The sequence below is a fragment of the bacterium genome, from assembly GCA_035945995.1.
GTDB lineage: Bacteria > Sysuimicrobiota > Sysuimicrobiia > Sysuimicrobiales > Segetimicrobiaceae > DASSJF01.
In genome coordinates, this window is record DASYZR010000096.1 from 12,375 (window position 1) to 37,231 (window position 24,857).

Annotated in this window: 22 protein-coding genes and 1 pseudogene; 9 read left to right on the forward strand and 14 right to left on the reverse strand. The window is 63.9% G+C overall.

The genetic code is table 11. The features are described 5' to 3' along the window. Positions 1–7 precede the first annotated feature (7 nt). The 13 genes from VGZ23_10000 to VGZ23_10060 all read right to left on the reverse strand — a co-directional run bounded on the left by VGZ23_10000 (position 8) and on the right by VGZ23_10060 (position 14,591). Positions 8–946 (reverse strand): NAD(P)-dependent oxidoreductase, encoded by a 939-nt coding sequence (locus VGZ23_10000; protein ID HEV2357925.1) that lies wholly within the window; start codon positions 944–946, stop codon positions 8–10. Beyond that, a complete protein-coding gene (locus tag VGZ23_10005) occupies positions 925–2,202 on the reverse strand; it encodes a PhnD/SsuA/transferrin family substrate-binding protein (protein ID HEV2357926.1) in 1,278 nt (425 codons plus the stop codon). The genes VGZ23_10000 and VGZ23_10005 overlap by 22 nt, the downstream gene beginning before the upstream one ends. 16 nt (positions 2,203–2,218) lie before the next feature. Next, positions 2,219–3,034 carry an ABC transporter ATP-binding protein gene (locus VGZ23_10010; protein HEV2357927.1) on the reverse strand — a complete coding sequence of 272 codons (816 nt, stop codon included), beginning with the start codon at positions 3,032–3,034 and terminating at the stop codon, positions 2,219–2,221. Positions 3,035–3,049: 15 nt separating this feature from the next. Then, the gene (locus VGZ23_10015) at positions 3,050–3,835 is read right to left on the reverse strand and encodes an ABC transporter permease (GenBank protein ID HEV2357928.1); all 786 of its coding nucleotides are present in this window, start codon (positions 3,833–3,835) and stop codon (positions 3,050–3,052) included. Positions 3,836–3,840: 5 nt separating this feature from the next. Beyond that, positions 3,841–4,614 carry an ABC transporter permease gene (locus tag VGZ23_10020; GenBank protein ID HEV2357929.1) on the reverse strand — a complete coding sequence of 258 codons (774 nt, stop codon included), beginning with the start codon at positions 4,612–4,614 and terminating at the stop codon, positions 3,841–3,843. A gap of 11 nt (positions 4,615–4,625) precedes the next feature. Further along, positions 4,626–5,678, reverse strand: coding sequence for a LacI family DNA-binding transcriptional regulator (locus tag VGZ23_10025; protein HEV2357930.1), 1,053 nt, complete (start codon positions 5,676–5,678; stop codon positions 4,626–4,628). Positions 5,679–6,183: 505 nt separating this feature from the next. After that, positions 6,184–7,671, reverse strand: coding sequence for a sulfatase (locus VGZ23_10030; GenBank protein ID HEV2357931.1), 1,488 nt, complete (start codon positions 7,669–7,671; stop codon positions 6,184–6,186). Between the two features lie 806 nt (positions 7,672–8,477). Next, a complete protein-coding gene (locus tag VGZ23_10035) occupies positions 8,478–9,356 on the reverse strand; it encodes a PfkB family carbohydrate kinase (GenBank protein ID HEV2357932.1) in 879 nt (292 codons plus the stop codon). Positions 9,357–9,399: 43 nt separating this feature from the next. Continuing rightward, complete coding sequence (locus tag VGZ23_10040) at positions 9,400–10,371, reverse strand: alcohol dehydrogenase catalytic domain-containing protein (protein HEV2357933.1); 972 nt, start codon at positions 10,369–10,371, stop codon at positions 9,400–9,402. 37 nt (positions 10,372–10,408) lie between these two features. After that, complete coding sequence (locus VGZ23_10045; GenBank protein HEV2357934.1) at positions 10,409–11,236, reverse strand: carbohydrate ABC transporter permease; 828 nt, start codon at positions 11,234–11,236, stop codon at positions 10,409–10,411. Next, positions 11,233–12,111 carry a sugar ABC transporter permease gene (locus VGZ23_10050; protein ID HEV2357935.1) on the reverse strand — a complete coding sequence of 293 codons (879 nt, stop codon included), beginning with the start codon at positions 12,109–12,111 and terminating at the stop codon, positions 11,233–11,235. Before VGZ23_10050 ends, VGZ23_10045 begins: the two co-directional genes overlap by 4 nt. A 93-nt stretch (positions 12,112–12,204) precedes the next feature. Then, positions 12,205–13,527, reverse strand: coding sequence for a sugar ABC transporter substrate-binding protein (locus VGZ23_10055; GenBank protein ID HEV2357936.1), 1,323 nt, complete (start codon positions 13,525–13,527; stop codon positions 12,205–12,207). A gap of 38 nt (positions 13,528–13,565) precedes the next feature. Further along, on the reverse strand, positions 13,566–14,591 hold the full coding sequence (locus VGZ23_10060) for a tagatose 1,6-diphosphate aldolase (GenBank protein HEV2357937.1): 1,026 nt from the start codon (positions 14,589–14,591) through the stop codon (positions 13,566–13,568). A gap of 66 nt (positions 14,592–14,657) precedes the next feature. On the opposite strand from VGZ23_10060, the gene VGZ23_10065 reads away from it, so the two are divergent. The 8 genes from VGZ23_10065 (at position 14,658) to VGZ23_10100 (ending at position 22,532) form a co-directional block, all read left to right on the forward strand. Beyond that, the gene (locus tag VGZ23_10065) at positions 14,658–15,377 is read left to right on the forward strand and encodes a GntR family transcriptional regulator (protein ID HEV2357938.1); all 720 of its coding nucleotides are present in this window, start codon (positions 14,658–14,660) and stop codon (positions 15,375–15,377) included. A gap of 477 nt (positions 15,378–15,854) precedes the next feature. Beyond that, on the forward strand, positions 15,855–16,898 hold the full coding sequence (locus tag VGZ23_10070; protein ID HEV2357939.1) for a Gfo/Idh/MocA family oxidoreductase: 1,044 nt from the start codon (positions 15,855–15,857) through the stop codon (positions 16,896–16,898). After that, positions 16,895–17,752, forward strand: a complete 858-nt coding sequence (locus VGZ23_10075) for a sugar phosphate isomerase/epimerase family protein (protein HEV2357940.1) — start codon at positions 16,895–16,897, stop codon at positions 17,750–17,752. Before VGZ23_10070 ends, VGZ23_10075 begins: the two co-directional genes overlap by 4 nt. A 62-nt stretch (positions 17,753–17,814) precedes the next feature. Then, entirely contained in the window at positions 17,815–18,645 is an 831-nt protein-coding gene (locus tag VGZ23_10080) for a carbohydrate ABC transporter permease (protein ID HEV2357941.1), read from the forward strand. A gap of 44 nt (positions 18,646–18,689) precedes the next feature. Beyond that, on the forward strand, positions 18,690–19,964 hold the full coding sequence (locus VGZ23_10085; protein ID HEV2357942.1) for a sugar ABC transporter substrate-binding protein: 1,275 nt from the start codon (positions 18,690–18,692) through the stop codon (positions 19,962–19,964). Between the two features lie 93 nt (positions 19,965–20,057). After that, positions 20,058–20,912 carry a sugar ABC transporter permease gene (locus VGZ23_10090; protein ID HEV2357943.1) on the forward strand — a complete coding sequence of 285 codons (855 nt, stop codon included), beginning with the start codon at positions 20,058–20,060 and terminating at the stop codon, positions 20,910–20,912. Positions 20,913–21,002: 90 nt separating this feature from the next. Beyond that, the gene (locus VGZ23_10095) at positions 21,003–21,509 is read left to right on the forward strand and encodes an ABC transporter permease (protein HEV2357944.1); all 507 of its coding nucleotides are present in this window, start codon (positions 21,003–21,005) and stop codon (positions 21,507–21,509) included. A 45-nt stretch (positions 21,510–21,554) separates the two neighbouring features. Next, positions 21,555–22,532 carry a leucyl aminopeptidase gene (locus tag VGZ23_10100; protein HEV2357945.1) on the forward strand — a complete coding sequence of 326 codons (978 nt, stop codon included), beginning with the start codon at positions 21,555–21,557 and terminating at the stop codon, positions 22,530–22,532. A gap of 27 nt (positions 22,533–22,559) precedes the next feature. Here the strand turns inward: VGZ23_10100 and VGZ23_10105 are convergent, their stop codons facing one another. After that, positions 22,560–22,823 carry a Rid family hydrolase gene (locus tag VGZ23_10105; protein ID HEV2357946.1) on the reverse strand — a complete coding sequence of 88 codons (264 nt, stop codon included), beginning with the start codon at positions 22,821–22,823 and terminating at the stop codon, positions 22,560–22,562. Between the two features lie 786 nt (positions 22,824–23,609). On the opposite strand from VGZ23_10105, the pseudogene VGZ23_10110 reads away from it, so the two are divergent. Next, a pseudogene (locus VGZ23_10110) lies at positions 23,610–24,773 on the forward strand (epoxide hydrolase). The last annotated feature ends 84 nt before the right edge of the window (positions 24,774–24,857 follow it).

Sequence of the window (24,857 nt, forward strand, 5' to 3'; positions counted from 1 at the left end):
CTTCTCCTTATTCCGCCAGACGAATGCGTACGCCGAGGAAATCTGCCTGCGCGCCGAGGATCACCCCCACGTCCTGTCCGCCGTAACCACCCGCGACCAACGCGGAGCACAGCTGGAGGGTCAACGCAGCGAGGGGCACGGGTACCTCCAATTGCTGGGCCAGGCCGACCGCGAGGCCGACGTCCTTCCGAGCCAGCCGAACGGTGAACCCCGGCGTGAAGTCGCCCTTGAAGGCCTTGGCCGGGAGTGCATCGGTCAACTGCGCATTCCTCGCCATCGTGTTCGTCAGCACGGTCAGCATCGTCTCGAGGGACAGTCCCGCCTTGGCTCCCAGCGTGAGCGCTTCAGTCGTGCCCTGCATCACGATCGACGCCAGCATGTTGTTGACTAGCTTCATCGCCTGTCCCATGCCGGGGCCTCCACAGTAGACGAGGTCCTTGCCCATGCACATGAGCACCGGTCGGGCGCGCTCGACCGCGGCGCGATCCCCTCCCGCCATCAGCAGCAGGGTGCCGGCCGCCGCGTGCGCCTGCGTCCGGCCGACGGGACAGTCGATCACGACGACGCCCCGTGCGCCCAACGCGCGCGCCAACCGCTGCGCAAGGACCGGCTCACCCGTACTCATGTCGATGTAGACGAGACCCGAAGCCGCCCCTTCCAGAATGCCGTCGGGGCCGAACACCGCAGCCTCCACCACGGCGGGCGTCGGCAACATCGTGATCACGACGTCGCACGCCGCTGCGAGCCGCTTGGCGTTCGCCGCGCCCTCCGCGCCCGCCCGGACGAGCGCCTCGACCGCGTCCCGGTTGGTATCGTAAACGAGGACGGTATGCCCGCCCTTCAGCATATTTTGGGCCATCGGCGCGCCCATGACGCCGACGCCCACAAATCCGACTCGCATTCCCGACACCTCGATCCGGTGCGCTACTGGGTCGGCAGCTTCCACTTGCTCACATCCCAGACCGGCAGACCGCGGAGGTCCCGCGCGTTCTTGTCCGTGAATGCCGCGGCCGGCGGGTAGGAACCCATGCGGGTATAGGCCGTCTGGAGAAGCGGCGCGGCCTTTGCGAGGTCGTCGGTGACCTCCTTCCAGGTAAGCGGTTTGTCGATCATCTTGCCGGCCACCATGAATTGTGACGTTTTGACCAATGCCCAGGCATCTCCCTGAGTGGGCCACACCCAGTTGCGGATGAACAGCACCTCATCCTTGACGACCTTCGCACCGACATCGGGCGGTAATTGCCAGTACTTCTGAACGAGCGCCGCCACCGGGCCCGGTTGCATCTTGTCCAGCGCCTCGACCGCCGCCTGTTGCGCCATAATGAACGCCACCACGAGATTCGGGTATTTATCCATGATCGCGTTGCGGACGACCCAGAACGACCGGTGGAGGTAGAACCCGTCGGGATAAAAAGGTGATTTCTTCACCTCAGGGTACAGGTGCCCTGCACCTTCGCCGAGCCGGCCCTTATAGTAGTCCTCCGTGTAGCCGAAACTGTTCGCGATGCCCTTGACATTGGGATCGGTCAGCTGGGCTTCAAGGTACGCCGGGTACGTGACGACGGTGGCGTCCATACCCTTCGGAACGGTCGCCGCCTGCGCCTGCGTCGGCGTGTTGACCAGCCGGATGTTAAGCGCCCTCGGGTCGCCGTTCCCAAGCACCCAGTACAGCATTTGCGAGAATGCGTTGTAGGGGTCGCCACCGAGCAGGACGCCAACCGTCTTCCCCTTGAGGTCGTGAAGGTTGCGGATGCCGGACCCCGCGCGCGTCGCGATGATGAACCGGAAATGTCCCTCCCCTACGTCAAGCACGCTGAGCGGAACCTGCTGCGCGATCGCGCGGACAATCGGGGTGTTACCCCACATCCCGAAGTCGAGCTTGCCGCCGACCATCGCCTCGACCATCGGCAGCGCCGACGGGTAGTCGCGGTAGTCGACGGTGACGTCGAAGCCGAACTGCGCAGCGTACTTCTCGAAAAGCTTGTGGTCGATCATATACTGCGTGATGGGCGAATTTCCCGCCGCCCAGGGCTGTCGGCCGACGGAGACGGTTATCTTGGTCGCGGACATCGCCGATGGCACCGTCAAGAGCGACGCGACCGCGACGACGGCAATCGCGGCCACAACCCAACGAACAGACAAGATGCGCATGCCCTTTCCTCCTCTGCTCATGCATTCTGGACGAGCGTACCGCCGCACCACTGCCTTGCGTCCCGGATTACTGCACGCTTGCCGAGTACGCTTCGCTCTTGATCAGATCCCAAATCGCTGTGAAGAGCTCTCGAAACTGCGCCGTGCCCCGCATCTCGTCCAGCCGGGGTCTGGGAAGGTTGACGGCAAAAATCTCCTTGATTCGCCCGGGGCGGCTGCTCAGCACGACCGTCCGATCCGAAAGAAAGATCGCTTCGTCGATCGAGTGCGTGACGTACAGGACCGTCTTGCGCTCGGCGTGGGGTGCCTCCTGGCCCCAGATGCGCAGCAGCTCACTCTGCAACACGATGCGCGTCTGCGCGTCGAGGGCCGCCAACGGCTCATCCATCAGCAGGACGTCCGGCCGGGCGACGAAGAGCCGAGCCAACGCGCACCGCTGCTTCATGCCGCCCGACAACTGGTGCGGGTACTTCTGCTCGGAGCCGGTGAGGCCGACCAAGTCGATGTACCGCTGAACCAACCGCCGCCGCTCCTCGCCCTGCACCCGAAGCGACGGCGCACCGTATCGCGGGCCAAACTCGACATTGTGCCAGACGGTCTTCCAAGGAAACAGCGCGTAATCTTGAAAGAGGACGCCACGGTCGGGGCCGGGACCTGCAATCGTCCGTCCGTCGATGCGCACGCTTCCGCCGGTCGGCTCCTCCAAGCCCGCCACGATGTTCAGCAGCGTGGACTTGCCGCATCCACTCGGCCCGAGGATCGACAGGAATTCGCCGGCCCGGATCTCCAGGTCGATGGCGGCGAGCGCCGGCACCGGTTGGCCGGTCAGTGGTAGGACGAAGGTCTTCTCCACGCCGCGGATCAGAATCTTGGCGTCCGCCATGGTCGCTTCTCCAGACTAGGATCGCTGTGCCCACGGGATAAGCCGCCGCGACAGCAGGCGGATCATCTGATCCAAGGCAAACCCGATCACGCCGACGACGATCATGCTGGCGACAATCGGGTTCGGGTCCGTGTTGTACAAATAGAAGGTGAACATCAACTGTCCGATTCCGCCGGTGCCGCCTCCGCCGGCCTTGGCGCCCACCGCGAGTTCTGCCGCAACCACCGACGTCCAGGCCGCCCCCATCGCGAGCCGCGCCCCCGTAAGGACGGCAGGCAGGGCACCGGGCAGAATGACCTGGTGCATGATCGTCCACTCGCTCGCCCCGATGGTGCGCGCCACGCGCACCATCGACATGCTCACCCGGCGCACTCCGGCCACGGCGTTCAGGATCATCGGGAAAAACGCCGCGTACGACACGATGAACACTGCCGCCGGACTGCCTGTGCCGAACCACAGGATCGCGAGCGGGAGAAGCGCGATCGGGGCCACCGATCGGCAGCTCTCGATGAGCGGATCGAGCGTCTGCTCGACGACCGGGTAGTATCCCATGAGGAGCCCGACGAGCGCCGCCGTCGCCGAGGCGAGCAGGAATCCCAGAAGCACCCGTCCGAGGCTAATGGGGATGGCGGTCAGGAGGGCACCGTTGCCCACCAGCACTTCGAATGCCGTGAGAACCCTGACCGGGCGTGGGGTATAGGGTGACGTCGGTGCAAAGGTCGTCGCAAGGTACCACACGATCAGGAGCGCTACGGGGAGAAACACCCGGAGCCACACGCGCCGCCGCGTCGCGCGAACCATGGCGCCTACACCCCCGCCGCCTGTCCGGCGCTCCACGGCGTGAGACGACGCCGGATATCTCGAAGCACGCGGTCCGTGAGATATCCGAGGACCCCGATGACGACGATTACGGCCACGACTTTGGGCGTCATAAGCAACTCTCGGTACCACTCGACGGCGAAACCCAGACCGGTCGGTGCGCCTACCAGTTCCGCCGCCACGAGCGACATCCACGCGAGCCCCATGCCGACCCGAGCGCCCACCAGGACCGTGGGGAGCGCGGCCGGTAGGACGACCTGCGTCAAGACAACCCAACGACTCGCGCCGAACGTGCGCGCGGCCTGGATGAGCTGCGGATCGCAGCCGCGCACACCCGCAAGCGTGTTGACGATCACCGCGAACAGCGACCCGTAGAAGATGATGAACACCGTCAGCTGATCGCCTACACCGAAGATCAACAGGGCGAGCGGGATCCACGCGATCCCCGAGATCGGACGCAACAACTCGATCACCGGGTCGATCAGGTCGTGGATCGTATCCGACAGCCCCATCAGGATGCCAAGCACCATGCCGACCCCGAGTGCGAGGCCATATCCGAGCAGGATGCGGCGGAGACTCGTCAGAGCGTTTCCCAAGAGTTCGTGGCTTCCGAAGAGAGCGACGACTGCCTGCCCAACCTCGAGCGGACCGGGCAACAGCACCGGATTTCCAACGGAGCGCGCGACGAGATGCCAAATCGCCAGCACGGGGATCATGGTACGCAGGTAAAGGTACGCGGTCTGCAATAGCGGAAGGCGCATTGTGGCTTCCATCAAGTTGTTCGCTCATGTAACCGGTTACATTTTGAAACAAACGGCCCGGCGGCGGGGCAGGCGCACGAGGCACCAATCACGAGTCTTCCCGGTGTCATCAATTCCTTTCGCGGCGCTCGAGGCTGCCGCTGTCGCCGGAAGAGCAATTCTACGGCATCGCCACCGAGGATCGCGCCGTCGTATACGACGGCGGTAAGCGGCGGATCGACCAACTCGTTCCACCCGGTGTCCCCGTACACGACCAAGGAAAGCTCATCCGGCACCTTGAGTTTGAGCGCGCGCAGCGCACCGACAAGCGGTTGTGTGTACGCGTAGCTGAGCGCGATTATCGCACTCGGTCGGCGCCCAGGTGGAAGATTCAGAAGGGTCCGCAGCGGCGGCTCCACATCCGGCCGCGCCTCAGGCAACTCGATCTGCCACCGTGGATCTGGGATCACCCCCGACGTCGCCAGTGCCTTGTGATAGCCCGCAAATCGCTCCCGACCGATGTTCGTACCCCTGGGGCCGATCGCTGCGATGCGACAGTGCCCAAGCCGCAGAAGGTACGAAACCGCCTCGAAGGTCGCACCCGCATTGTCGGGGTAAGCTCCGTCAATCCGCAGATCCGCACACCGGCGATCGAGCGCCACGATCGGAGTCCCCTCCGTTAGAAAGATCCGATATTCGCGGGCGGATACTCCGGATGAGGACACGATGAGCCCATCGACCCGGCGCCCGACCAGTTCCTGCAAGTGTATGCGCTCGCGTTCAGGATCGTCCGCCGTATTACAGACGATCAGGCGATAGCCCCGCCGGTAGACCTGGTCCTCGATCACCGTCATCAGCCGTGCCACCATGTGGTTTGCGGTGTTGGGAAGGAGCAGCCCAATCGTCTTACTCGAGCCCACGCGGAGCGCCCGAGCCAGCGCGTCGGGCTGGTAGCCAACTTTTTCGGCTGCCTGCAATACCTTCTCGCGCGTGGCGGGCCGAACAGGCACAGTCTCGCTAAACACCCGCGAGACCGTCGCGGTGGAAACGCCAGCGAGGTGGGCGACGAGTTTGATACGCCGCATGCCGCGCTATTCCACCCCTCTCCTGATGCGGCTCACATACGCGCCGAAGGTGAGGATCTTCATGCTGGCCGGTCAAATTCTTGCTGCGGAAATTGGACGTTCGTCAGTACAGGTCCTCCCTCGATGAACCGCCTGCCGGACATAGCGATGCGGCCGCCCAAAGCGGTGGGCACACGCGCTGACCGTTCTCGGCCCGCCGAGGGCAGCAGAAGGCTGCGATTGAGTGCCTCGCGCAGACGCGCAGACGATGGTGATCGACGGCTCCGCCATCAGCAATCCCGTGCCTGCCGGTTGGACGTTGCTTCTCCGCGTTAAGGGCTGCCAGCGACTGCTCGCTCCCGCCTTGCCGGGGCCCAAGAGCAACAACCTCGTGGAACTTGCGGCTTCGCTGCGCGGCTTGAGGGCTCTGAGGTGCCGGCACAATGGTCACCGTCGTGACTGACGGCGAATACCTACACAACGTGTTGGCCCTGGGATGCAGACCATTGCCATGCCATCGTCATCGTCACCCGCGCAGCCCTAACCGTTCGTACTGTTCGGGCGGTGTGCCCTCGGCGGCAAGCAGTCCGTGCAACAGGTCAAGCATTCTCGCCCGCTGCCGCTGCTCGTCTTCCCATCGGTTTCGGCTCTGCGCCGGATCGTCGGTGCGGTTGAACAGGCAGTTCTCTCTGCTCCGCGGCCGATTCCGCACGGGCACCTTCCACTGCGGAAATTTGACCCCCGGGATGAACAGACCGTGATCGACAGGGAGAACGAGGGTATCGGCCGTCAAGGATTTGAAGAGTAACGGCGAGTACGAGAAGAGGGGACCATTTCGCTCCGGCGACTTGAAGATCGTCCACTCGCCGTCGGTACCACAGATTCCTTCGCCAAAGGTGCCATAGAGCAACGCGTGTCGATGACTAGACCTCGTACCTTCAAGGACGGGTAGCAGGCTATAACTCTGGGTCGGTTCCGGCACGGCGACTCCTGCAGCTTCCAGCACTGTGGCGAAGAGATCGACCGTGGAGGTGAGGGCGGAGACGCTCCGGCCATTGCCGGGATAGCGCGGATGCCAGATCAGCAGTGGAATGTTGGCGTGGCTATCAAAATGTGGGTACTGCTTACCAAATGCGCGGCGGTCGCCGAGGTCGTGCCCGTGGTCCGTGGTCACGATCACCATCGTGTTGTCCCAGAGACCCAACCGGTCGAAGGTCCGGAGGAGTTCACCAAACCACCGGTCGACCATCGTGAGCTTGCCCGCGTATTGCGAGCGGATGAACTCGAGTGCCTCTGGGCTGGCCTGCGCCATGAACGCAGCGAGCCGTTCGGGGTCTTGGTACGGTGGCCAGACGGTGAACACGTCTCTTCGCGAACCGTCCCCGTACATGGAAGCATACGGCTCGGGAATGTGAAACGGCTCATGAACATCGAAGGACTCGACCTGCAGGAAGAACCGCCTGTTGCGGGCGTTCTCCGCCAGCCACGCCGCCGATTGCGCCATGACCTTGGCTGGGAAAAAATCCTCCTCCCTCGAAAAGTCCTTCACGTTCCCGAAGTAGCGCCGGCCCGAACCGGGGCGCCACCGATCGATGTTCTCGACCCAACGAGGGACCGGTTCGTCCTCAGAAACCGCCGGCTTCCAGAAGTCGAGTTCATGCCCCCGCACGAGGTCCGCACTCTCGAACGCTTGAATGTAGCCGTTGGCTTCCTGCTCCCAATAATGGTAGTGATCTGTGACAATCCCCGTAGCGTATCCTGACTGCCGGAGCAGCGCCGGAAGCCGAACGTCGTAGGGCTCCAGCGGTCCCCACGGCCGCCACATCATCTCCTTGCGGCCGGCAAAGATCTCACGTCGCGCCGGCATGCAAGGCAAACTGCCGACGAAATGGTTGTCGAACCGCCACGCCCGCTGTGTAAACTTCGAAAGGTTCGGTGTCCTGACAAACGTGGGCACATATGCGGATAGATGATGGCGGTTCAGGCTGTCGATCAGCACCAAGGTGATATTCACGAGTATCCCTTCGGATGCGCCGCTCGGACATCCCCCACGTTTGCAATTCGATGCGCCCAGACTCCGGCCGCGTTGATGACCGTGCGCCTGGTCACGAACCCTCCGACGTCGTGGTCGATCGCCGGGTGATCTGGAACGGATGCCCCGTCCCGGGCGGCGCGGCATGTCCGAAGGCTCCTGCCAGACGAATCGCGTCCGCTCGGGCGGCGTCGGCGCTGGCCCATGCGGTGGCGACGTTGGCGCACACCTCTGAGGCGAACGACGCCGACCGCCGAGAAGTGATCACGACGCAGGAAGGCTGCCCCAAGTGCGGCGGGCTCCTTCGGGCGACCGTGGTCGCCGGAGTACGTGACCCTCGTTTGCGAACGCGCTTCGGAATGCGGCTACAAGCGACGGCTCCGTAAGCACGACAAGATCCCGACGGATCGCTCGTGCCCGGCCTGTCAACAACCCATGATCATGAAGGTGGGGAATTACGGCCCTGCTTATCTCGCGTGCTCTGGGTATCCGACGTGCAAAAAGACGGTCACGTTGGGACGGCGCATGGGGCTCCCATCCACGGACACCTCCAGGAGGCTGCGAGGTGGCGACCTCGAGAACAAGCCAGACATGAGGCTCATCCTTTATCATCACTGCGAACAAAATTGAGCCGGCCACCAGTTCGGTGATGCATAGCCGGACCCGCAACGTCGTGCCGTCCGGACGACCGCAACGTGCAACGATTGGATCGGGTCGAGGAAGGAACGGAATTCGTCGCGTTCGTGACCAGGCCGATTGCTGGATACATCAATGGCGCAAGTCTTGGGTTACTGGGTTCCACGAGTGTCACTCTCAGCGGCCAGCAGCGACTCAACCTCGGAACGCGTCGGCACGCGTCCCATCCGGCAGCGCACTGCGGCCGCCGCAGATGCACGACGGAGCGCCTCGTCCTCCCCCCGGTGCTCGGCGATCGCCAGGACGAACGCTCCGTGAAACACGTCTCCCGCGCCGGTCGTGTCATGCGCGGGAACGGGGAACGCCGGCATGCGCCCGGCGGCGTGGGCCACTCCGCCCGGACCAAGGGTCACCGCGCCCCAGGTCCGGGCGCGGGCCAGCCGGTTGAGTACGGCCGCCACGCCACCACAACGGGTTGCCAGTTCTTCGTCGGCGATCGCGTGGGTGGCCGCGGCAGCCACCGCCCACGCCTCCGGACTGTCCGTATCCAGATCAACCACCACCGGCAACCCTACAGCGCGGGCCGCACGGCTCAGCACCGCCGCTCCGGCGGGCCATCGCGAGTCGACGAGAACGGCGTTTGCACGGTCCAGTTCCCGCAGCGGGATCCAATGCGTCGTCTCCGGCAGCCCCGCGCCCGCGTAGGGGAAGATGAAGCGGTCTCCTCGAGAATCAATTAGGACGGCGGCCACAGGGGTCCTCGCCCCGGGCACCGCGCGGAGGTGGCGCGTGTCTACGGCCTGCTTCCGCAGGAGCGTCTCCACACGTTCCCCTGCCGGATCGTCACCTCGCCGCCCGATGAACACGGCTTCTCCGCCGATCTGCGCGACCGTTTCTGCCGCGACCGCCGCCGGGCCGCCAACGGCTTCCACGTAGTCCAGCGTTGGGGTGCGGTTCGCGGCAGGAGGAAACCGTTCGACCCAAAAGCGGTGGTCGAGGACCACGCGGCCAAGCAACAGCACCCGGGTCATCGTCGCCGTCCGTAACGCTCCACCTGCTCGGCGCTGGGGTCCATCATTCGAAGGTGAGCTCCGGCTTGATCAGGTCACCCGAGGCGAATCGTTCAAAGAGCGCGCCGAGGCCGTCGAGCGAGGCCCGGCCGTCGACCAGCCGGGCGTAGTCTGAACGCGCGCGCCGGAGCAGGGTGAGGTTGTCGTTGACATCCCGGAGCGGGAAATAGAACGACCGGAGCACGAAGAAATCCTTGCGGCGGATGCGCGGGGTTGGCTCGATGGTCCACGGCGCACTGTTCTCCCCGAGCAAGACGAGCGCTCCTCCGGGGGCCGTCGCGTCAAGCCCCTGGGCTCGCGCCGCCAGGTTGCCGCTCGCCTCGACGACGAGGGGAAACCGGCGTTCCACGGTGCCCACCGCGAGCGGTCGCGCGCCCAGCTCTCGCGCCAGGGTTGCTCGCTCCGCCGCCGGCTCCGCGCAGAAGACAGGGTCGAAGCCGAACTGGCGGAGGGTAATCACACACCCGAGGCCGAGCGGACCCGCACCCAGCACGGCGGCCGGGCCACTCGCGACGACCCGCCCCGCGAGCCGGAGCGCGTGGGCCGCCGTCCCGATCGTGTCCAGCAGCAAGGGCGCAAGATCGGTCGGGATGTCGTCCGGCATCGGGATGAGGTTGCGCGTCGGGACGGCCAGCGCCTCGGCGTACCCGCCGGGTCGCTGCCATCCGATCAGGTCGGTCAGCCGTTCGCACAGGTGGGGGTCGCCGCCTCGACAATACGCACATTCCCCGCAGTACACCGGGATATAGACAAGGACGCGCCGGCCGTGCAGCGGGTGGCCGGGGGTATCCACGACACCCACGATCTCGTGTCCCGGGACGTGCGCCGCGCCTCCGCGCCACAGGCGCAGATCGCTGCCGCAGAGCGCACAGCGAAGAACGCGTACGATGACTTCCTCGGGCCGCAGCGGGGCCAGTTCCGTCGATTCGACGACCACCTTGCCGGCGCCGACGAAGCGGGCGGACCGGATCGTCATGACCCGTACCGCGACAGCGTGATTTGTCGCATGGCGTCTATCCTTTGACCGCCCCGAACGTGAGGCCCGCCACCAGCCACTGCTGCACCAGGAACGCCAGGGCGAGCGGCGGGAGGGCCAGCAGGGTCGCGGTGCCCATTAGCATCCCCCAGTCCGTCACCCCTTCCCCGACGAACTGGAACGCCGCGACGGTGAGGGGGGTCGTGTTGATGCCCGAGAGGACGAGCGCGAACAAAAAATAATTCCACGACAGGATGAAGCTCAACACGGTTGCCACGACGACTCCGGGCGCCGCGAGCGGAATCGCGACCGAAGCGATCGTGCGGCCGAGCGTGCTCCCGTCCACGAGGGACGACTCCAGCACGTCTCTCGGGATCGCGTCGAAAAACGAGATCATCGTCCAGAGGACGACCGGCATCGTAATGACCGCGTGCGTGAGGATCAGCGCCGTGTAGGTGTTGATCAGGTGGAGACGGGTGAACAGCACGTACCAGGGCAGCAGGAACAGTCCGCCCGGTGCCATGCGCGCGACGAGCGCGAGCGACGCCGGCCAAGCGACCTGATACCAGGACACCGCGAACGCTGCGGGCACCGCCAGGAGAAGCCCAAAGAACGTCGACCCGCCGGCTATAATTACGCTGTTGAGTCCGTAGTGCAGCAAAGGCACGGTGGTGAAGAGTCGCTCGTAGTTTTCGAGCGTCGGCGAGAACAGGACCGCCGGGGGATACCCGGTGACCGCCGCCGACGGCTTAAAGCTGGAGAGCACGGTCCATACGATCGGCGCGAGGATCACGGCGCTCACAATCCCGTACTGCGTGTAGAGCCACGCCGCCGACAGGACGCCGACCCGGCGGGGCGGTGTCATGCGATCGCCCGCCGCACCCTCGCCAGCGCCGTGACCACGAGGAGAACGGCCGCCAGCAGCGTCAGCATCAGGGCGCTGGCGTACCCGAGCTCAAAGAACTGGAATCCCTGCTGGTACGCGTAGATGTTCAGCGTCGTCGATGCGTTGCCGGGACCGCCCTGGGTCGTGATGTAGATCGTGTCAAAGAACCGCAGCAGGTCGACACTTCGGAGGATAGCCGCGGCCAGCAGCGCGGGACGCAGCAGCGGCAGCGTGACGAAACGGAACAACTGCAACGGCGACGCCCCGTCCATGACCGCCGCTTCGTACGGGTCCTGCGGCAGAGACTGGAGTCCGCCGAGAATGATGAGCGCGACAAATGGGGTCCACTGCCACGTGTCGATCGCGGCCAGGGTCGGAACGGCAAGCGACGGCGATGCCAGAAACAGGCTCTTCGGCAGGCCGGCGAGTTGCAGCAGGTAGTTCACGGAGCCGAATGACGGATCCAGCAGGATGAGCCACATCATTCCGACGGCGACTGAGGGCATGGCAAACGGCGAGAGGAGAAGCGTGCGCAGGAGCCGCGCGGCGCGAATTGGCCGGTTGAGAAGCATACCGACGTACAGCCCGAGCGCGAGCTGGGCCGCCAGCGACGCCAGGTACAGCACGAACGTAACCCGGAGGCCCGTCCAGAACAGAGGATCGCGCAGCATCTCGGCGTAGTTGCCGAGGCCGATGAAGCGCGGCGAGTTTCCGAACAGAAACCGGTTGAGGCTCAAGTAGATCGCGTACAGGAACGGAAAGCCGGTCAGGAGCACCACGAACGCGAGCGCCGGACCCAGTAGCCACACGGCGGGCGAGACGCCCCATCGCCGCGTCCGACCTGTCGCCGTCATCTGCACAGGACGAACGTCGAGACGTTGGGACGTTGATGCCCGGGCGTCCGGATCCGCCGGCCCGGTCTCACGCGTGGACGGCGTCGGTCCCTTTCATTTGGCTTCTGATTGCTGGATCAACTTGTCGATCTGCTGATCGGCGCTCGACGCGGCGGCTTGGGGCGTGGCTTGACCAAGAATCACGCTGTCCACCGCGTTGCCGATAATCTGCCGGGCCTGCGGCTGCAGCAGCATGTTCGGTCCGACCTGCCCCGTTCCGGTCCTCGAGAGGGTCGCGAGCGCCTCGGCCCACTCTCGCCTGACCGGCAGGGCCCCGAGCCACTTGGCGAAGACCGGCGCTGTCCACGGTGAGGTCCGGGGCGGCGCCAATCCCTCGAGACCGAGCGTCACCTCCATCTGCCTGCCCGTCGCCCACTGGAGGAAATACCAGGCCGCGTCTTTGTGGGCCGAGAACGTCGAGACGGAGAGCTCCCAGCCGATCACCGTCGGGAAGCTTCCCGCCGGTCCCGGCGGGAGCACCGTGACGCCCGTGTCCTGAGCCCGCTCGGGGGCGGCGACTACCTTGCCGAACTCGTTGCTCGACTCAAACGACATGACCGCCTGCCCGTTTCCGTACAGCGCCGTCAATTGGGGGAACGAGTAGTTGACCACGCCGGGTGGTCCGTACTCCTTCAAGAGCGTCACGTAGTACGTGATCGCCTTGAGTGTCGGAGGAGTGGAGAGTGCCGAGCGTCCGGCGCCCGTGAGATAGACGCCGCCGAAGTTGTGCAGGAAGTTACTGAACGTGTAGGGCAGCGCGGGCGCGAGCCCCCGGCTGGCGAACGGCACCATGTTGGGCACGCACTTCTTGAGGGCCGCGGCCACCGTTTCGATATGCGACAGGGTCTTGGGCGCCGTGAGCCCGCACTTCGCCAGCACATCCTTCCGGTAGTAGAGCACCGGCCCTTCGATGTTGACCGGAATTCCCGTCAACTGACCGTTCACGACGGACGATCTGGCCACCCCGGCGCCGAAGTCCGAAAAGTCGTAATCCGGCGCCGTCTGCGACGCATCATGGACGAGCGGGTTGAGGTCCGCGTACCATCCCGCCCGGCGATAGAGCAAGCCCTCGAGCGAGACCAGGGACATGAACACGTCCACCTGGTCGCTCTTGGCCTGCAGGATCGTCGTGAGGCGCTGGCGGAACTGCTGCTCGCTGAACAGCAGGACGTTGACCCGGATCCCGGTCTGCGCGGTGAATTCCGGCGCGTGTTTCTTCAGCAGGACGCCGACCGGATTGTCGTCGGCGAGGAAGTTCAACGTCGTGCCGGAGTACTTCTTCCAGTCGAACGACGGCGCGCTGGTTGCGGCCGTCGTTGCCAGCGTGATCACCGCGGCGATCGCCGTGAGCATCATGATCCCGGTCCGTCTCATCATCTGCTCCCCCCTTCGCTGTGGGAGTGTCCTCGGGCCTGTTATCGCACCCACTCCTCCTGCGGGGCCGGACCCCGGGTGCCGACGCGCCAGTCGCTCGCAGGAGGCCCGGGCGGGAGGGCCTGCACAATGCGGTTGAGCGACTGGAGCACGCGTGACGCGTCGTCGTTCAAACGTCGTCGCACCGCGTCGATATCGGGGTAGGCTTCCACGGCGCGCCACCAGATCGCGCGGCCCGCAAGGTACCCTCGCGCGCCGGCCGCGGCGGCCAACCGGAGCGACTCAATGAAATGATCCGAGGGCATGCCGCCGCTGAGCAACACCCAAGGCGCGGGAAGGAGCCTGGTCGTCCGCGCCATGGCATCGCCGAGGTCCGGTAGACCGTAGAGCGTGCCACCCCACTCCCTCACGCCGTCGGGGCGTCCGGGCAGCGCGAGTTTGTAGAGATCAACCAGAAACGAACGCGCCGCAAACGCCTCGACGAGGTCCCTCGACAAATCGGGGAACCGGTGCGCATAGACGTCCGGGGGCTCGCCGGCCAGCGGATACAGCAGCAATTCGAGCACGAACGGCCGGTCGACCCTGGCGCACGCATCGCCGACCAGACGCACGAGGGCCTCCTGCGCCGTCCGCACGTCTGCCGGAGCGTCTGGACGGTACCAGACGAGCAATTTTAGCGCATCGGCACCGGCCCGAACAGCGGCATCGACGTCCCAGCCGCGAATCAACCCGCTGCGCCGATAGCCATCGGCCGTCGTCTCAAAGCGGTGGTCTTCGAGCGTGAGCAGCAGGCCGGTCGCCCGCGGGAGCAGTGAGAGCACGCGAGGGTACCCCAAGAACGGGTCAATGAGAAGACCGGTCACCGCCCCGGCAAGGGCGTCGGCGATGAGTCCCTTAAGCAGCCCGACCTCGGCGCCCACCACGTTTTCAGGTGTGCCCAAGGCCTCCGACACGAGCTTGAGGAGCGGCGGACGCTGATCCACGGCAAGCATCGAGTAACGACCGAACCCATCGGAGATGCGGACCAGCCCGTGTGCCTTACCGGGTGTTCGCGGCGAACGCGTCATGCGCCGCCTTCGCGCGGAATGCGGCAGGGACGGAAGTCGCACATATTGTATTTTGGATTCAAAATCATGCCCCGCTTATCCTCTCGCACTCGCGACGCGGGCATCCAGGTTCGCCTGCCGGGAACGCGGACGACCTTACAGCAGGAGGCCTATCGCGCGCTACGGTCGGCGATCATTGCCCGGCGCCTTCAGCCGGGGGCCAAACTTCTCGTGCGAGCCCTCGCGGAGGAGTTGGGGTTGTCGCCCACCCCGATCAAAGGAGCGCTGTCCGCCCTCGAACGCGAGGGATTGGTCGTCGCGATTCCGCATCGCGGCTACTTCATTCCCCGCATGTCGCCGCACGATATCGAAGAGATCTATGCGCTTCGCGAGGTCGTCGAGGCGCTGGCCGCCCGCCTCGCGGCCTCCCGAGCCGATAAGCAGTTGCCGCGGCGGCTCAAGATCCTGATCGCCGGCCAAAGGGCCTGCGTGTCATCGAGGGACTTCGAGCGATACGGGGATCTGGACCTCGCATTCCACCAGTGCATCCGAAAGGCCTCCGGCAACGGCCGGCTCATCAGGGCAGCGGAGGCATTCGATGGACAGATCCGGCTGCTCATTGACACGTCGACGAGAGCGCGGACCCTGGCCACGTCGGTTCGCGAGCACGCCGCCATTGCCGATGCCGTCGCCGCCAACGACCCAGAAGCCGCGGAGACGGCCATGCGCCGCCATGTCGAGGCGGCGGGCCGCGCGCTGAAGCTCCACTTCCAGACCACCCTGCTCGTATCGCTCGCGAGAGCATGATGTTCCGGGAGGTGGAAGGATGCCGAACGTCAGTGGCGCCGCCGCATGGAGGCCTCTTCTCGGCGCGGCTCTAACTGAAAGCCGGTGGACAACTCATCGGCCGTGCCTCCGGCTTGACTGGATCCAGCTGAAGCTTTCGGCTGCGCCGATAGCGGTTACGACGATTGGTCGGAAGCCGGAGATCCCGGAGACCCGGGCGCGGCCATGCTTGGAAACGCAATGAAGAACGGCACTGAGAGCAGCGCTCGCACGATCCTGAATCGATCCGGCCGTGACATTGGCATGAGCCCCTTCGGAGGCATTGATGGTCCTGTCCCGCTTTCTGACCACGGCGAAGCCCTCACAAACATGTGCCCGCGTGTACCTGCCTCGACTTTCGCGCACGAATTCCTGAAGGGGCGCTCGGACCAATGCATAACCTGAGAGATGTCACGACGGGGCGTGGATTCAGCGCGCTCCTGAGCCAGGAGGCGCCGCATGTCAACCCTGCGACGGGTGCGTCTAGGAATCATCGGTTGCGGAGACCACTCGATCACAAGCCTGCAGCCATGTATCCCGCTCATCCCGGCATTCGACTACATTGCCTCCTGTGACCTCAACCCGGACCGCGCGGCTCTCGGGTTGCGGTTTGGAGCCAAGCGGTGCTATTCCGATTTCAGTCGCATGCTGGCCGCGGAAGAGCTGGATGCCGTCATCGTTGTAGGCCCGGCCCCGATGCACTATGAAGCAGGGCTGGCATGCGCCGCGTCGGGCGTGCATCTCTTTGTGGAAAAGCCCGTTGCACCCACGGTCGCGCAGGCGCGGCAGGTCGCCGACGTAATCCGAGCCAAGGGCACGATCGGCATGACCGGTACGATGTGGCGCCATGCACCGGCGGTACGGACGCAGAAACGCGTGATTGAGGCGCCGGAGTTCGGCCACGCCGTGCTCTTCCAGGGCGCGCACATCGCCCCAGGATCTCATGCGACCGGGCCGGGCGGCGCCGGCGGAGGATCAGCGCTGTGGCGGTTTATGCTGGATCAGGGCAGCCATGTGGCGGACTGCTTGCGGTTTCTGATGGGTCCCGTTCAGAGGGTCGCGTCCGCCGTCTCATCTTCGGCTCAACGAGAACACGGGGTGTTTTTGTCGGCGCTGCTGACGTTTACCGGCGGCGCGACAGGTACTCTACTGCTCGCGTCACACGCCACGGTCATGAGCCCGATCCTCACGGTCTTGGGGGACGCCGGTACAGCGGTCACGGTTCGCAACCTGACGTCGCTTCGCATCTTTCCACTCACCGACGATTTGAGCGGCGGTTATCCGCGGGCGCAGAGCTCGCGTATCTGGGAGCACGGGGCGAACTATCGAGGGATCAGCCGGCCGGGGTACTTGGAGGAGCTGGAGGCGTTCGCGAAAGCCGTGACCGGCGAAGAACCGCCCTCGCCGTCCCTGGACGATGGGTGGCGCGCTCTCGAGCTGTGCCAAGCCATCATCGATGCCGCAGACGGCCCAATACATCTCAATCAGGCCCCGGAAAGGTGACCGGCCCGGCGAGCGATGCGTTAGACAAGGCCGACAGGGCATCCCGACGGCCGCTGGCATGTCAAACCTGGCTGTGGGAGATGCAAGGCGGCCGGTGGACGGGAACGGTCGAGGACATTCTTGACACCGCGAAACGCGCTCGGCTCGACGGTATCGAGCTCACGATGGCCGTCGCCGCGCGGTTTGGCGGCCGACCGCGCGACCTGAGAACGGCCGTTGAAACGCGCGGGCTCTCGCTGGCGTGCGTACGCTACACCATGGCGACCGGCTTTACGGATCCAAGGGACGCCGAAGCGGAACTCACCGGTCTGGAACGCGCGTTGGTGTTCACGCTGGAAGCGGGGGCGCGTCGGCTCGGTCTGAAGGGGCTTTCCAGTCCCCACCCCGAGCGGGACCGGTGCGCAAAGGTGGCCCACGCATGCAGGATGTATAACGAGATCGCGCGGCGAGCAGACGCCGTGGGGCTGACGATCAACGTTCACCTACACTCGCACCCCGACGCGGTTGTATGGACGCCTGACGAATGGGATGCGTTCTTGGACCGAACCGACTCCTCGCGCGTCTTCGTTTGCGCCGACACCGGGCATCTCCTGCGGTGCGGCCACAATCCCGCCGAGACGATCCGTCGACATCTCTCGAGAATCAACCACATTCACCTCAAGGATGCCAGCGCCGACGGATCCTTTCCGCCTCTCGGCGAAGGTATCTTGGACATTCGGTCGGTGTGCGACGTGCTGACGCAGCGGAGGTATGAAGACTGGATTGTGCTCGAGGAAGAGCACGAATCACAGATCGCGGATCCGGTTTCCGCGTTGCAACGGGCGGCCGCGCGTGTCCGGCAGGCCGGTTGTTAACGGCGTGGAGACCCGGGTGAGCCACGCGCCATCCGGTATGAAAAGTTCGTGCGGAGCCCTGGGTGCGTAGCCCCGGCTGGCAGCCAGCTGCCGTGTACTCGGCCCTCGCGGTAGCGTCGCTCCTGGTGATGCTGCCCGTCGCGTGGATGTTCACCGTCTCCATTCGACCGAACGGAATGATCTTCACGGTGCCCCCGAGATGGGTGCCCGCTGTGCTCACCCTTGAGGCATACCGTCGGGTCTTGGGTTCCCCGGCGACCCTTCGGTTCTTTTTCAACAGCTACGTGGTGGCTGGGACCACCACCGTGGCATCGCTGGCCCTCGCGATGATGGCCGGGTACGGTTTTTCCCGTTTTCGGTTCCCCGGGGCGTCGGCACTTCGCGTCTTCATCATCGGCACACAGATGATCCCGCCGATTGCCCTGGTGGTTCCGTACTTCGTCGTCATTGCGGCGCTTGGATTGTACGATTCGTACACGGCGCTCATTGCGACGTATACGTCGTTCGCCCTGCCGTTCGCGACGCTGATGATGACGAGTTACTTCGATACCATTCCTCGGGACCTGGAAGAGGCGGCGATGGTCGACGGGTGTACGCGCCTTGGGGCGTTGCGGCGAATCCTTGCCCCGCTGACGGTCCCCGGCGTGGTGGCCACCGGTGCGTTCGCGTTTCTCTTGGCCTGGAACGAATTCTTATTCGCGGTCACCCTCACCCAAACCACGTCCATGCGTACCGTTCCGGTAGGGATCGCCCTGCTCATGGGCGAGCACGCCTACGAATGGAACGTGATGATGGCGCTGTCACTTCTCGCAAGTCTCCCGCTGTTCGCGGTGTTCGTGTTCGTGCAGCGCTACCTGATCGCCGGCCTCGCGGCGGGAGCCGTCAAAGGCTGACCAAACGGAGGTGGGAAATGTCGCATCGAATTGGCGGGCGGAACGTGGGCTGGTGGAGCGCGGGGATCGCGTTTGGTCTGGCCCTGCTTGTGGGCGTGCTGGGCTGGCCGGCGGCCTCGGCGGCTCCGACGCAGGCCGTGAAGATCCAATGGCTGGAGTGGATTACGCCGGAAATCGGCGAAGCGTCGATGAAAGCCATCCTCGACGCCTTCGGCCGGGAACATCCGGACATCACGGTCGAGCGAATCTCGATGCCGTTTGGTCAGGTGCACGACAAGATCGTGGTGTTAAACGCCGCGAAGGATCTTCCCGACGTCCTCAACATGAACATGCCCTGGACGGTGGAATTCGCCGAGGCGCGCATCTTGGAACCGCTGAACCCGTACCTGCAGCGGTCGGATCAGGCGTGGGTGCATGAGCTCGTCAAAGCCCCGACAACGCCCTGGAAAGGCAAGACGTATTTGTTGCCGCTCACGTCCATCCCGTTCCTCCTCTTCTACAACAGGACGATCCTGAGAGATGCCGGCTACACGAACCCGCCTCAGACGTGGGCAGAGCTTCGCGAGATGGCGATTAAGACGACAAAGCCCGAGAAGAACCAGTATGCCTTTACGTCGGGCATGGCGGACAAGAGTCCGTACAACGGCGGTGCGATCGAGATCTTCCCGCTCATATACCAGCAGGGCACCACGACGATCAAGAACGGCCGCGCGAACATCAACAGCCCGGCTGCAGTGCGCGCGGTGCAATTCTATATGGATTTGGTGAACAAGGACAAGGTCTACGCTCCCGGGACGCTGACGAACGTCGAGAGCGATAAGGTAGAGGCCTTTGCGTCCGGACGCAACGCGTTCATGGTCAGCAATGTGGCTCACATCAAACTGCTGAGGACCCGCAACCCGCAACTGGATTTCTCGGTCGCGCCGCTGCCGAGGGGGACCACCAGTGGAACTCGATTGACCGGATGGAATCTTGCGATGTCCGCTCAGACCAGACACAAGGAAGCCGTGTGGACGTTCATGCAATGGCTCACCAGCCCAAGGGGAAATGCGCTCATGGCCGAAATGGCGGGCCAGTTACCGGGAAATACGGCCGCGGCCGTTCCGTCAATACGAACCGACCCATTGTTGAAAGTTGCCGCGACGATTCTGAAGGACCCTCGCGTCATGGCCGAGGATGCCACCACGCCGCAGAATACTGACCTCTGGCGGGTTTTCGTCGAGCACGTGCAGGCGGCGCTGCAGGGTCGAATGTCCACGCAGCAAGCGATGGATGACGCCGCCAAAGCGTGGGATGAGATTCTCGCCCGATACCGGTAGCCGGCGCTGAGGCCGATCCCTGTTATAACCGGGGAGGCGGCGGGCCGACCGCAGTGGCGGACACGCCTGGTCGGCGCGCGAACGCGAGCCAACGTGGTGCCCTACATCCTTGTGGCACCGGCAGTCGTAGTGCTATGCGTTCTGTTCGTTTATCCAATTGCCAGGCTCGTACAACTGAGCATGCTTGACAACTCTTTGGTCGCCTCGAGCACGCGGTTTGTGGGGTCTCAGAATTTCGTCGCACTCAAAAGCGATCCGGTCTTTTGGTCGTCGTTCGGCAACACGCTGATGTTCACGGCCAGCTCGGTCCTGCTCCATCTGGCTCTCGGATTGGCCCTGGCCCTCCTTCTCCACCAACGGCTGCGCCCGTCGATTCGATCGGTCTTTCGCGGCATCCTGATCGTGCCGTGGATGTTCACGGCGGCGGTCGTCGCCATTAATTGGCGGCTGATCCTGAGCCCGTTCGGCGTCCTCAACGGTACACTCGCGTTGATGCGAGTGACGCCGGCGGCGAGACCGGTCGACTGGCTGGGGGAGCCGGCGCTCGCGATGCCCGCCTTGGTCGTCATCAACCTATGGCGGGGATACCCGCTTGTGATGCTGCTTTTGCTCGCCGGCCTTCAGAATATCCCTCCGGAGCTGCACGAAGCCGGGGCCGTCGATGGGGCGAACCTGTGGGGGCAGTTTCGATATATTACCTTGCCCAGCCTCAAGCCGGTCATCGCAAGTGTGGCCTTGCTCGATGCGATCTGGAACTTTCGTTTGTTCGATTTGGTCTTCCTCACAACGGGCGGCGGGCCCATGAACCAAACGCAGGTGCTGTCGACGTACGACTATCGACTGGCCTTCGAGAGCTTCCGGTTTGGCACGGCGTCGGCCCTCTCAGTGATGATGCTTCTCTTCACGCTGCTTCTGAGCCTGGCGTACTTTAGGTATCAGCAATCTTGAACGAGCACCGGCCGGCATGCTCGCCGCTGATTGTGATCGAACAGTGCCCCGGGCCAAGATGCGCATGGCTTCCCCATTCCGGGGAGACGCCTGTTCGCGTCGTTTTCGACCTTCCCGGTGTTTCCGTCGCTGCTGCTGGGCCTTCTCGTGGTAGCCACGCTGGGTGCCGGCCTTGAGAATACGATCGTTGCCGTGGCCCTATCCCTCGTGCCCCAATTCGCACGACTCGCGCGCGGCGCCACCCTCGCCGTCCGCGAGATGGCTTATGTAGAATGGTGCAATAGCTCAGGGGCGACGCAGACGCGCACCCTGACCCGCCACATCTTGCCGAACATCATCGGTCCCATCACCGTCATGGGCACGCTGTGGGTGAGCACGGCGATTCGTACCGAAGCGAGCCTGAGTTTCCTCGGGCTGGGCATTCAACCTCCTACGCCGAGTTGGGGCACCATGATCAAGGCCGGCGTCGACCAAATAGGCTTGACACCGTGGTTGGCAATTTCGCCGGGCTTGGCGATCATGGTTTCTGTCTTGGCTTTTAACATGGTTGGCGACGGCCTTCGAGACGTCTTGGATCCAAAGAGCAGAGGAAGGTGAACGCTATCCCGTCCGCTCAGTCGTCAAGGAGGAGGAATCACCCCTATGAGAGTGGCAGAAATGTTGCCCGCGGCTCGGAAGGTGGTCTGCAAGCTGCTTGCGGTGAAGCCCGGCGAGGAAGTTGTGGTCATTGCCGACTCCGATACCGACACCGCGATGGTGTACGCGATCGTAGGCACGCTGAAGGACGTCGGTGCCGAATACTCACTGGCCTTCATTCCGAATCGGGCCGGGATCCGTAATCACGATCTGACGAAATTCGTCGATCAGGGGTTGGAAGCCGCCGACGTGGTCATCGGCATCACGACCGCTTCTCCCGCTGGCGCCTACGCGAAGCGTATCGCTCAACTCAAGAATGCCGGACGTTTGCGCAGTATGTCGATGGTTCTACGGGATTACGAAGACTGGACGGGCGGTGCGGCATCGGCGGATTACGATGGGATCAGGGACCGCGGGAATCGCCTTGGCGAGATCTGGGCGCGCGGTAAGGAGCTGCGTCTGACGTCGCCGGCGGGCACGGAGTTTCATGCGAGAATCGAGGGAGAGAAACTGGAGCCAAATCTCGGATTCGCAACGCAGGCGGGCGAGGCCGCGGCTTTCCCCGACGGCGAACAATCGCAAATGCCGACCGAGGGCACTGCCCAGGGCGTGATCGTGATCGACGGTCCGCTTTTTCGGTTCGGAATACCTCAGCGGCCCCTGGTCTTCCACGTCGAGGAAGGCCGCGTCCGGTCGATTGACGGAACGGGGAACGTCGCCGAACGCATCCGGAGGCTCCTAGCGACCCATCGGAATGCCGACAACGTCGCCGAAATCGGCGTGGGGCTAAACGATGGGGCCGAGTTCAACGGCCGGTTCGAGGAGGAAAAGAAGGCCTTGGGAACGGTGCACGTGGCCTTGGGCGACAATATTTCATATGGCGGTACAGTTGCGTGTACGTTGCATATGGATATGGTGCTCTACAATCCCACGCTGCGGATCGATTCTCGCGTGGTCCTTGAGGGAGGCAAGCTGACCATTTGAGCGATCGCGGCTTCGCAGCGATGCGCCCTACCTGTTCCGTTCGTCAATCACGCCAAAGGCATCGATCTCTACGAGCAGGTCGGAGGTCGCCAGGCCTTTGACGACCACTCCGGTGCTGCAATGGTGCGCATTGACGAAGTACCTATCGACGACGGCGTAGACGGCCGGTCTGTAAGAGGCGTCGGTGACGTAGATCGTGAGCTTGCAGATGTCTTCGATCGTGTCGCCCAGCTTCCTCGATAAGTGACTTGATATTCTTGCAGGCCTGCTCCGCCTGCGCGCCAGGATCACCGTGTCCCACGAACTTACCGTCGAGATCGAAGCCCATCTGGCCCTGAAAGAACACCATGTCGCCTCTCGCCCCGATGGCTCTGGAACCGATCCGCTTTGTGTTCATGTTCAGCGCTGACGTGTCAAACTGCCGAATGCACCGCTTTGCCATCTCGGTTGCCTCCCGGAAGTCGTCATGCATATATCCTACCGGACACTCATACTACGCCTGTTTGTTCGGCAGGAAGCTCGGGCCTCGAGCGCAAGGCTTCTCCATGCGCCGCGTCGTCCAGGACTACGTTGCCGCCTCTATCAGCCGCACGAGGCCGCAGCTTGGGCAGTAACATTGTCCAGCATCTGAAATATCGCGAGCCGTTTCCCTTTATCTTCGCCGAACCCATGGCGTCAATTCTCGAGATCCGCCACGCGAAAATTACCCCGCGGTTTCGCGCCGACTATCCACCGTTGGGCGTTATCGCCACAATGCACATTACCCGGACGAAACAAATGACACCGACCGGCATCATTAAGTGGCAAACGCTGAGTAAGAAGTCACTTCTGGCAGCGCGAAAAAAGGGTTTACCGGTTCACGCGCTAATGCCTGTCGGGGAGCACCTCGGTGGCAAGGAGCTTCGATTTGTTCAGCGGCGCAATGAGGTCGCGCACGGAAGGATCGATCACTTCATAAAGACCATCGCCGATTACGATATAGGTTCCGAGGCTGAGGCACCCCAACCAGCATTGACGGGAGTCATGCTGGTCAAGAGAACAAAGTTGGTCCGCAATGAATGCAAAGGAGAATACACAATGACCCAAGTCGAAAAAGTGCAGTATCCGGCCGAAGCCAACGCAGTCCGCTCCTTCCGCATCAACGTTCCGGAAGCGGCGCTCGTCGACCTCCGCCGACGCGTGGCGGCGACACGGTGGCCCGACCGAGACGGTCACTGATCAATCCCAGGGCGTGCAGCTGGCGACGATCCAGGGGCTCGTACGCTACTGGGGGACGGACTACGACTGGCGGAAGGCGGAAGCGAAGCTGAATGCCTTGCCGCAGTTCGTGACCAATATCGACGGGCTCGACATTCAGTACGTGCACGTCCCCTCTCGTCATCCGAATGCCCTGCCGCTGATCATGACCCATGGCTGGCCCGGCTCGATCTTCGAACTCCTGAAGGTCATTGGTCCGCTCACGGATCCCACGGCCTATGGCGGACGCGCAGAGGACGCCTTCGATCTCGTGCCGCCCTCGATGCCCGGCTATGCCTTCTCGGGCAAGCACTGGCTGGGGTCCCGACCACATCGCGCGCGCCTGGGCCGAGCGGATGGGGCGCCTGGGATACACGCGCTATGTGTCGCAAGGCGGCCAATAGGGTTCGGTCGTCTCAGACGTGATGGCGCGTCAGGCGCCGGCGGGACTGCTGGGATCCACGTCAACACGCCCGCGACCGTGCCACCGGATATTGCGAAGGCCCTCACCAATAGCGATCCGGCGCCGTCCGGGTTGTCCGCCGCGGAAAAGGCTGCGTTCGATCGAATTAATTGCTGGTACGCGCAGGGCTCTGGCTATGCCGCCATCATGGGGACCCGCCCGCAAACCCTGGGCTACAGCCTGGCGGATTCGCCCGCCGGCCTCGCGGCCTGATTCTACGACAAGTTCGCCGCGTGGACGTATACTGGCGGTCACCCCGAGCGGGAACTCACGCGCGACGAGATGCTCGACGACACGTCTTCCGCGCGGCTCTACTGGGAAAGTAAACGCCAACAACTTTTCAACGCGGTGGACATCTCCATCCCTGCTGCCGTGACGGTCTTCCCCGACGAGCTCTACCGTGCTCCACGCAGCTGGGCCAAGCGTGCGTATCACAAGCTCATCTATTTCCACGAAGTCGACAAAGGTGGTCACTTCGCGGCGTGGAACAGCCGGAGCTGTTCACGGCCGAGATCCGGGCGGCGTTCGAATCGTTGCGCTAATCTAATAAGCCGCGCGCGAATGCGCGGCGGGCCATGGGCTACCCTGAAAACGCGCTTCTCCTCTATTGAAGCGAGCGACTATAC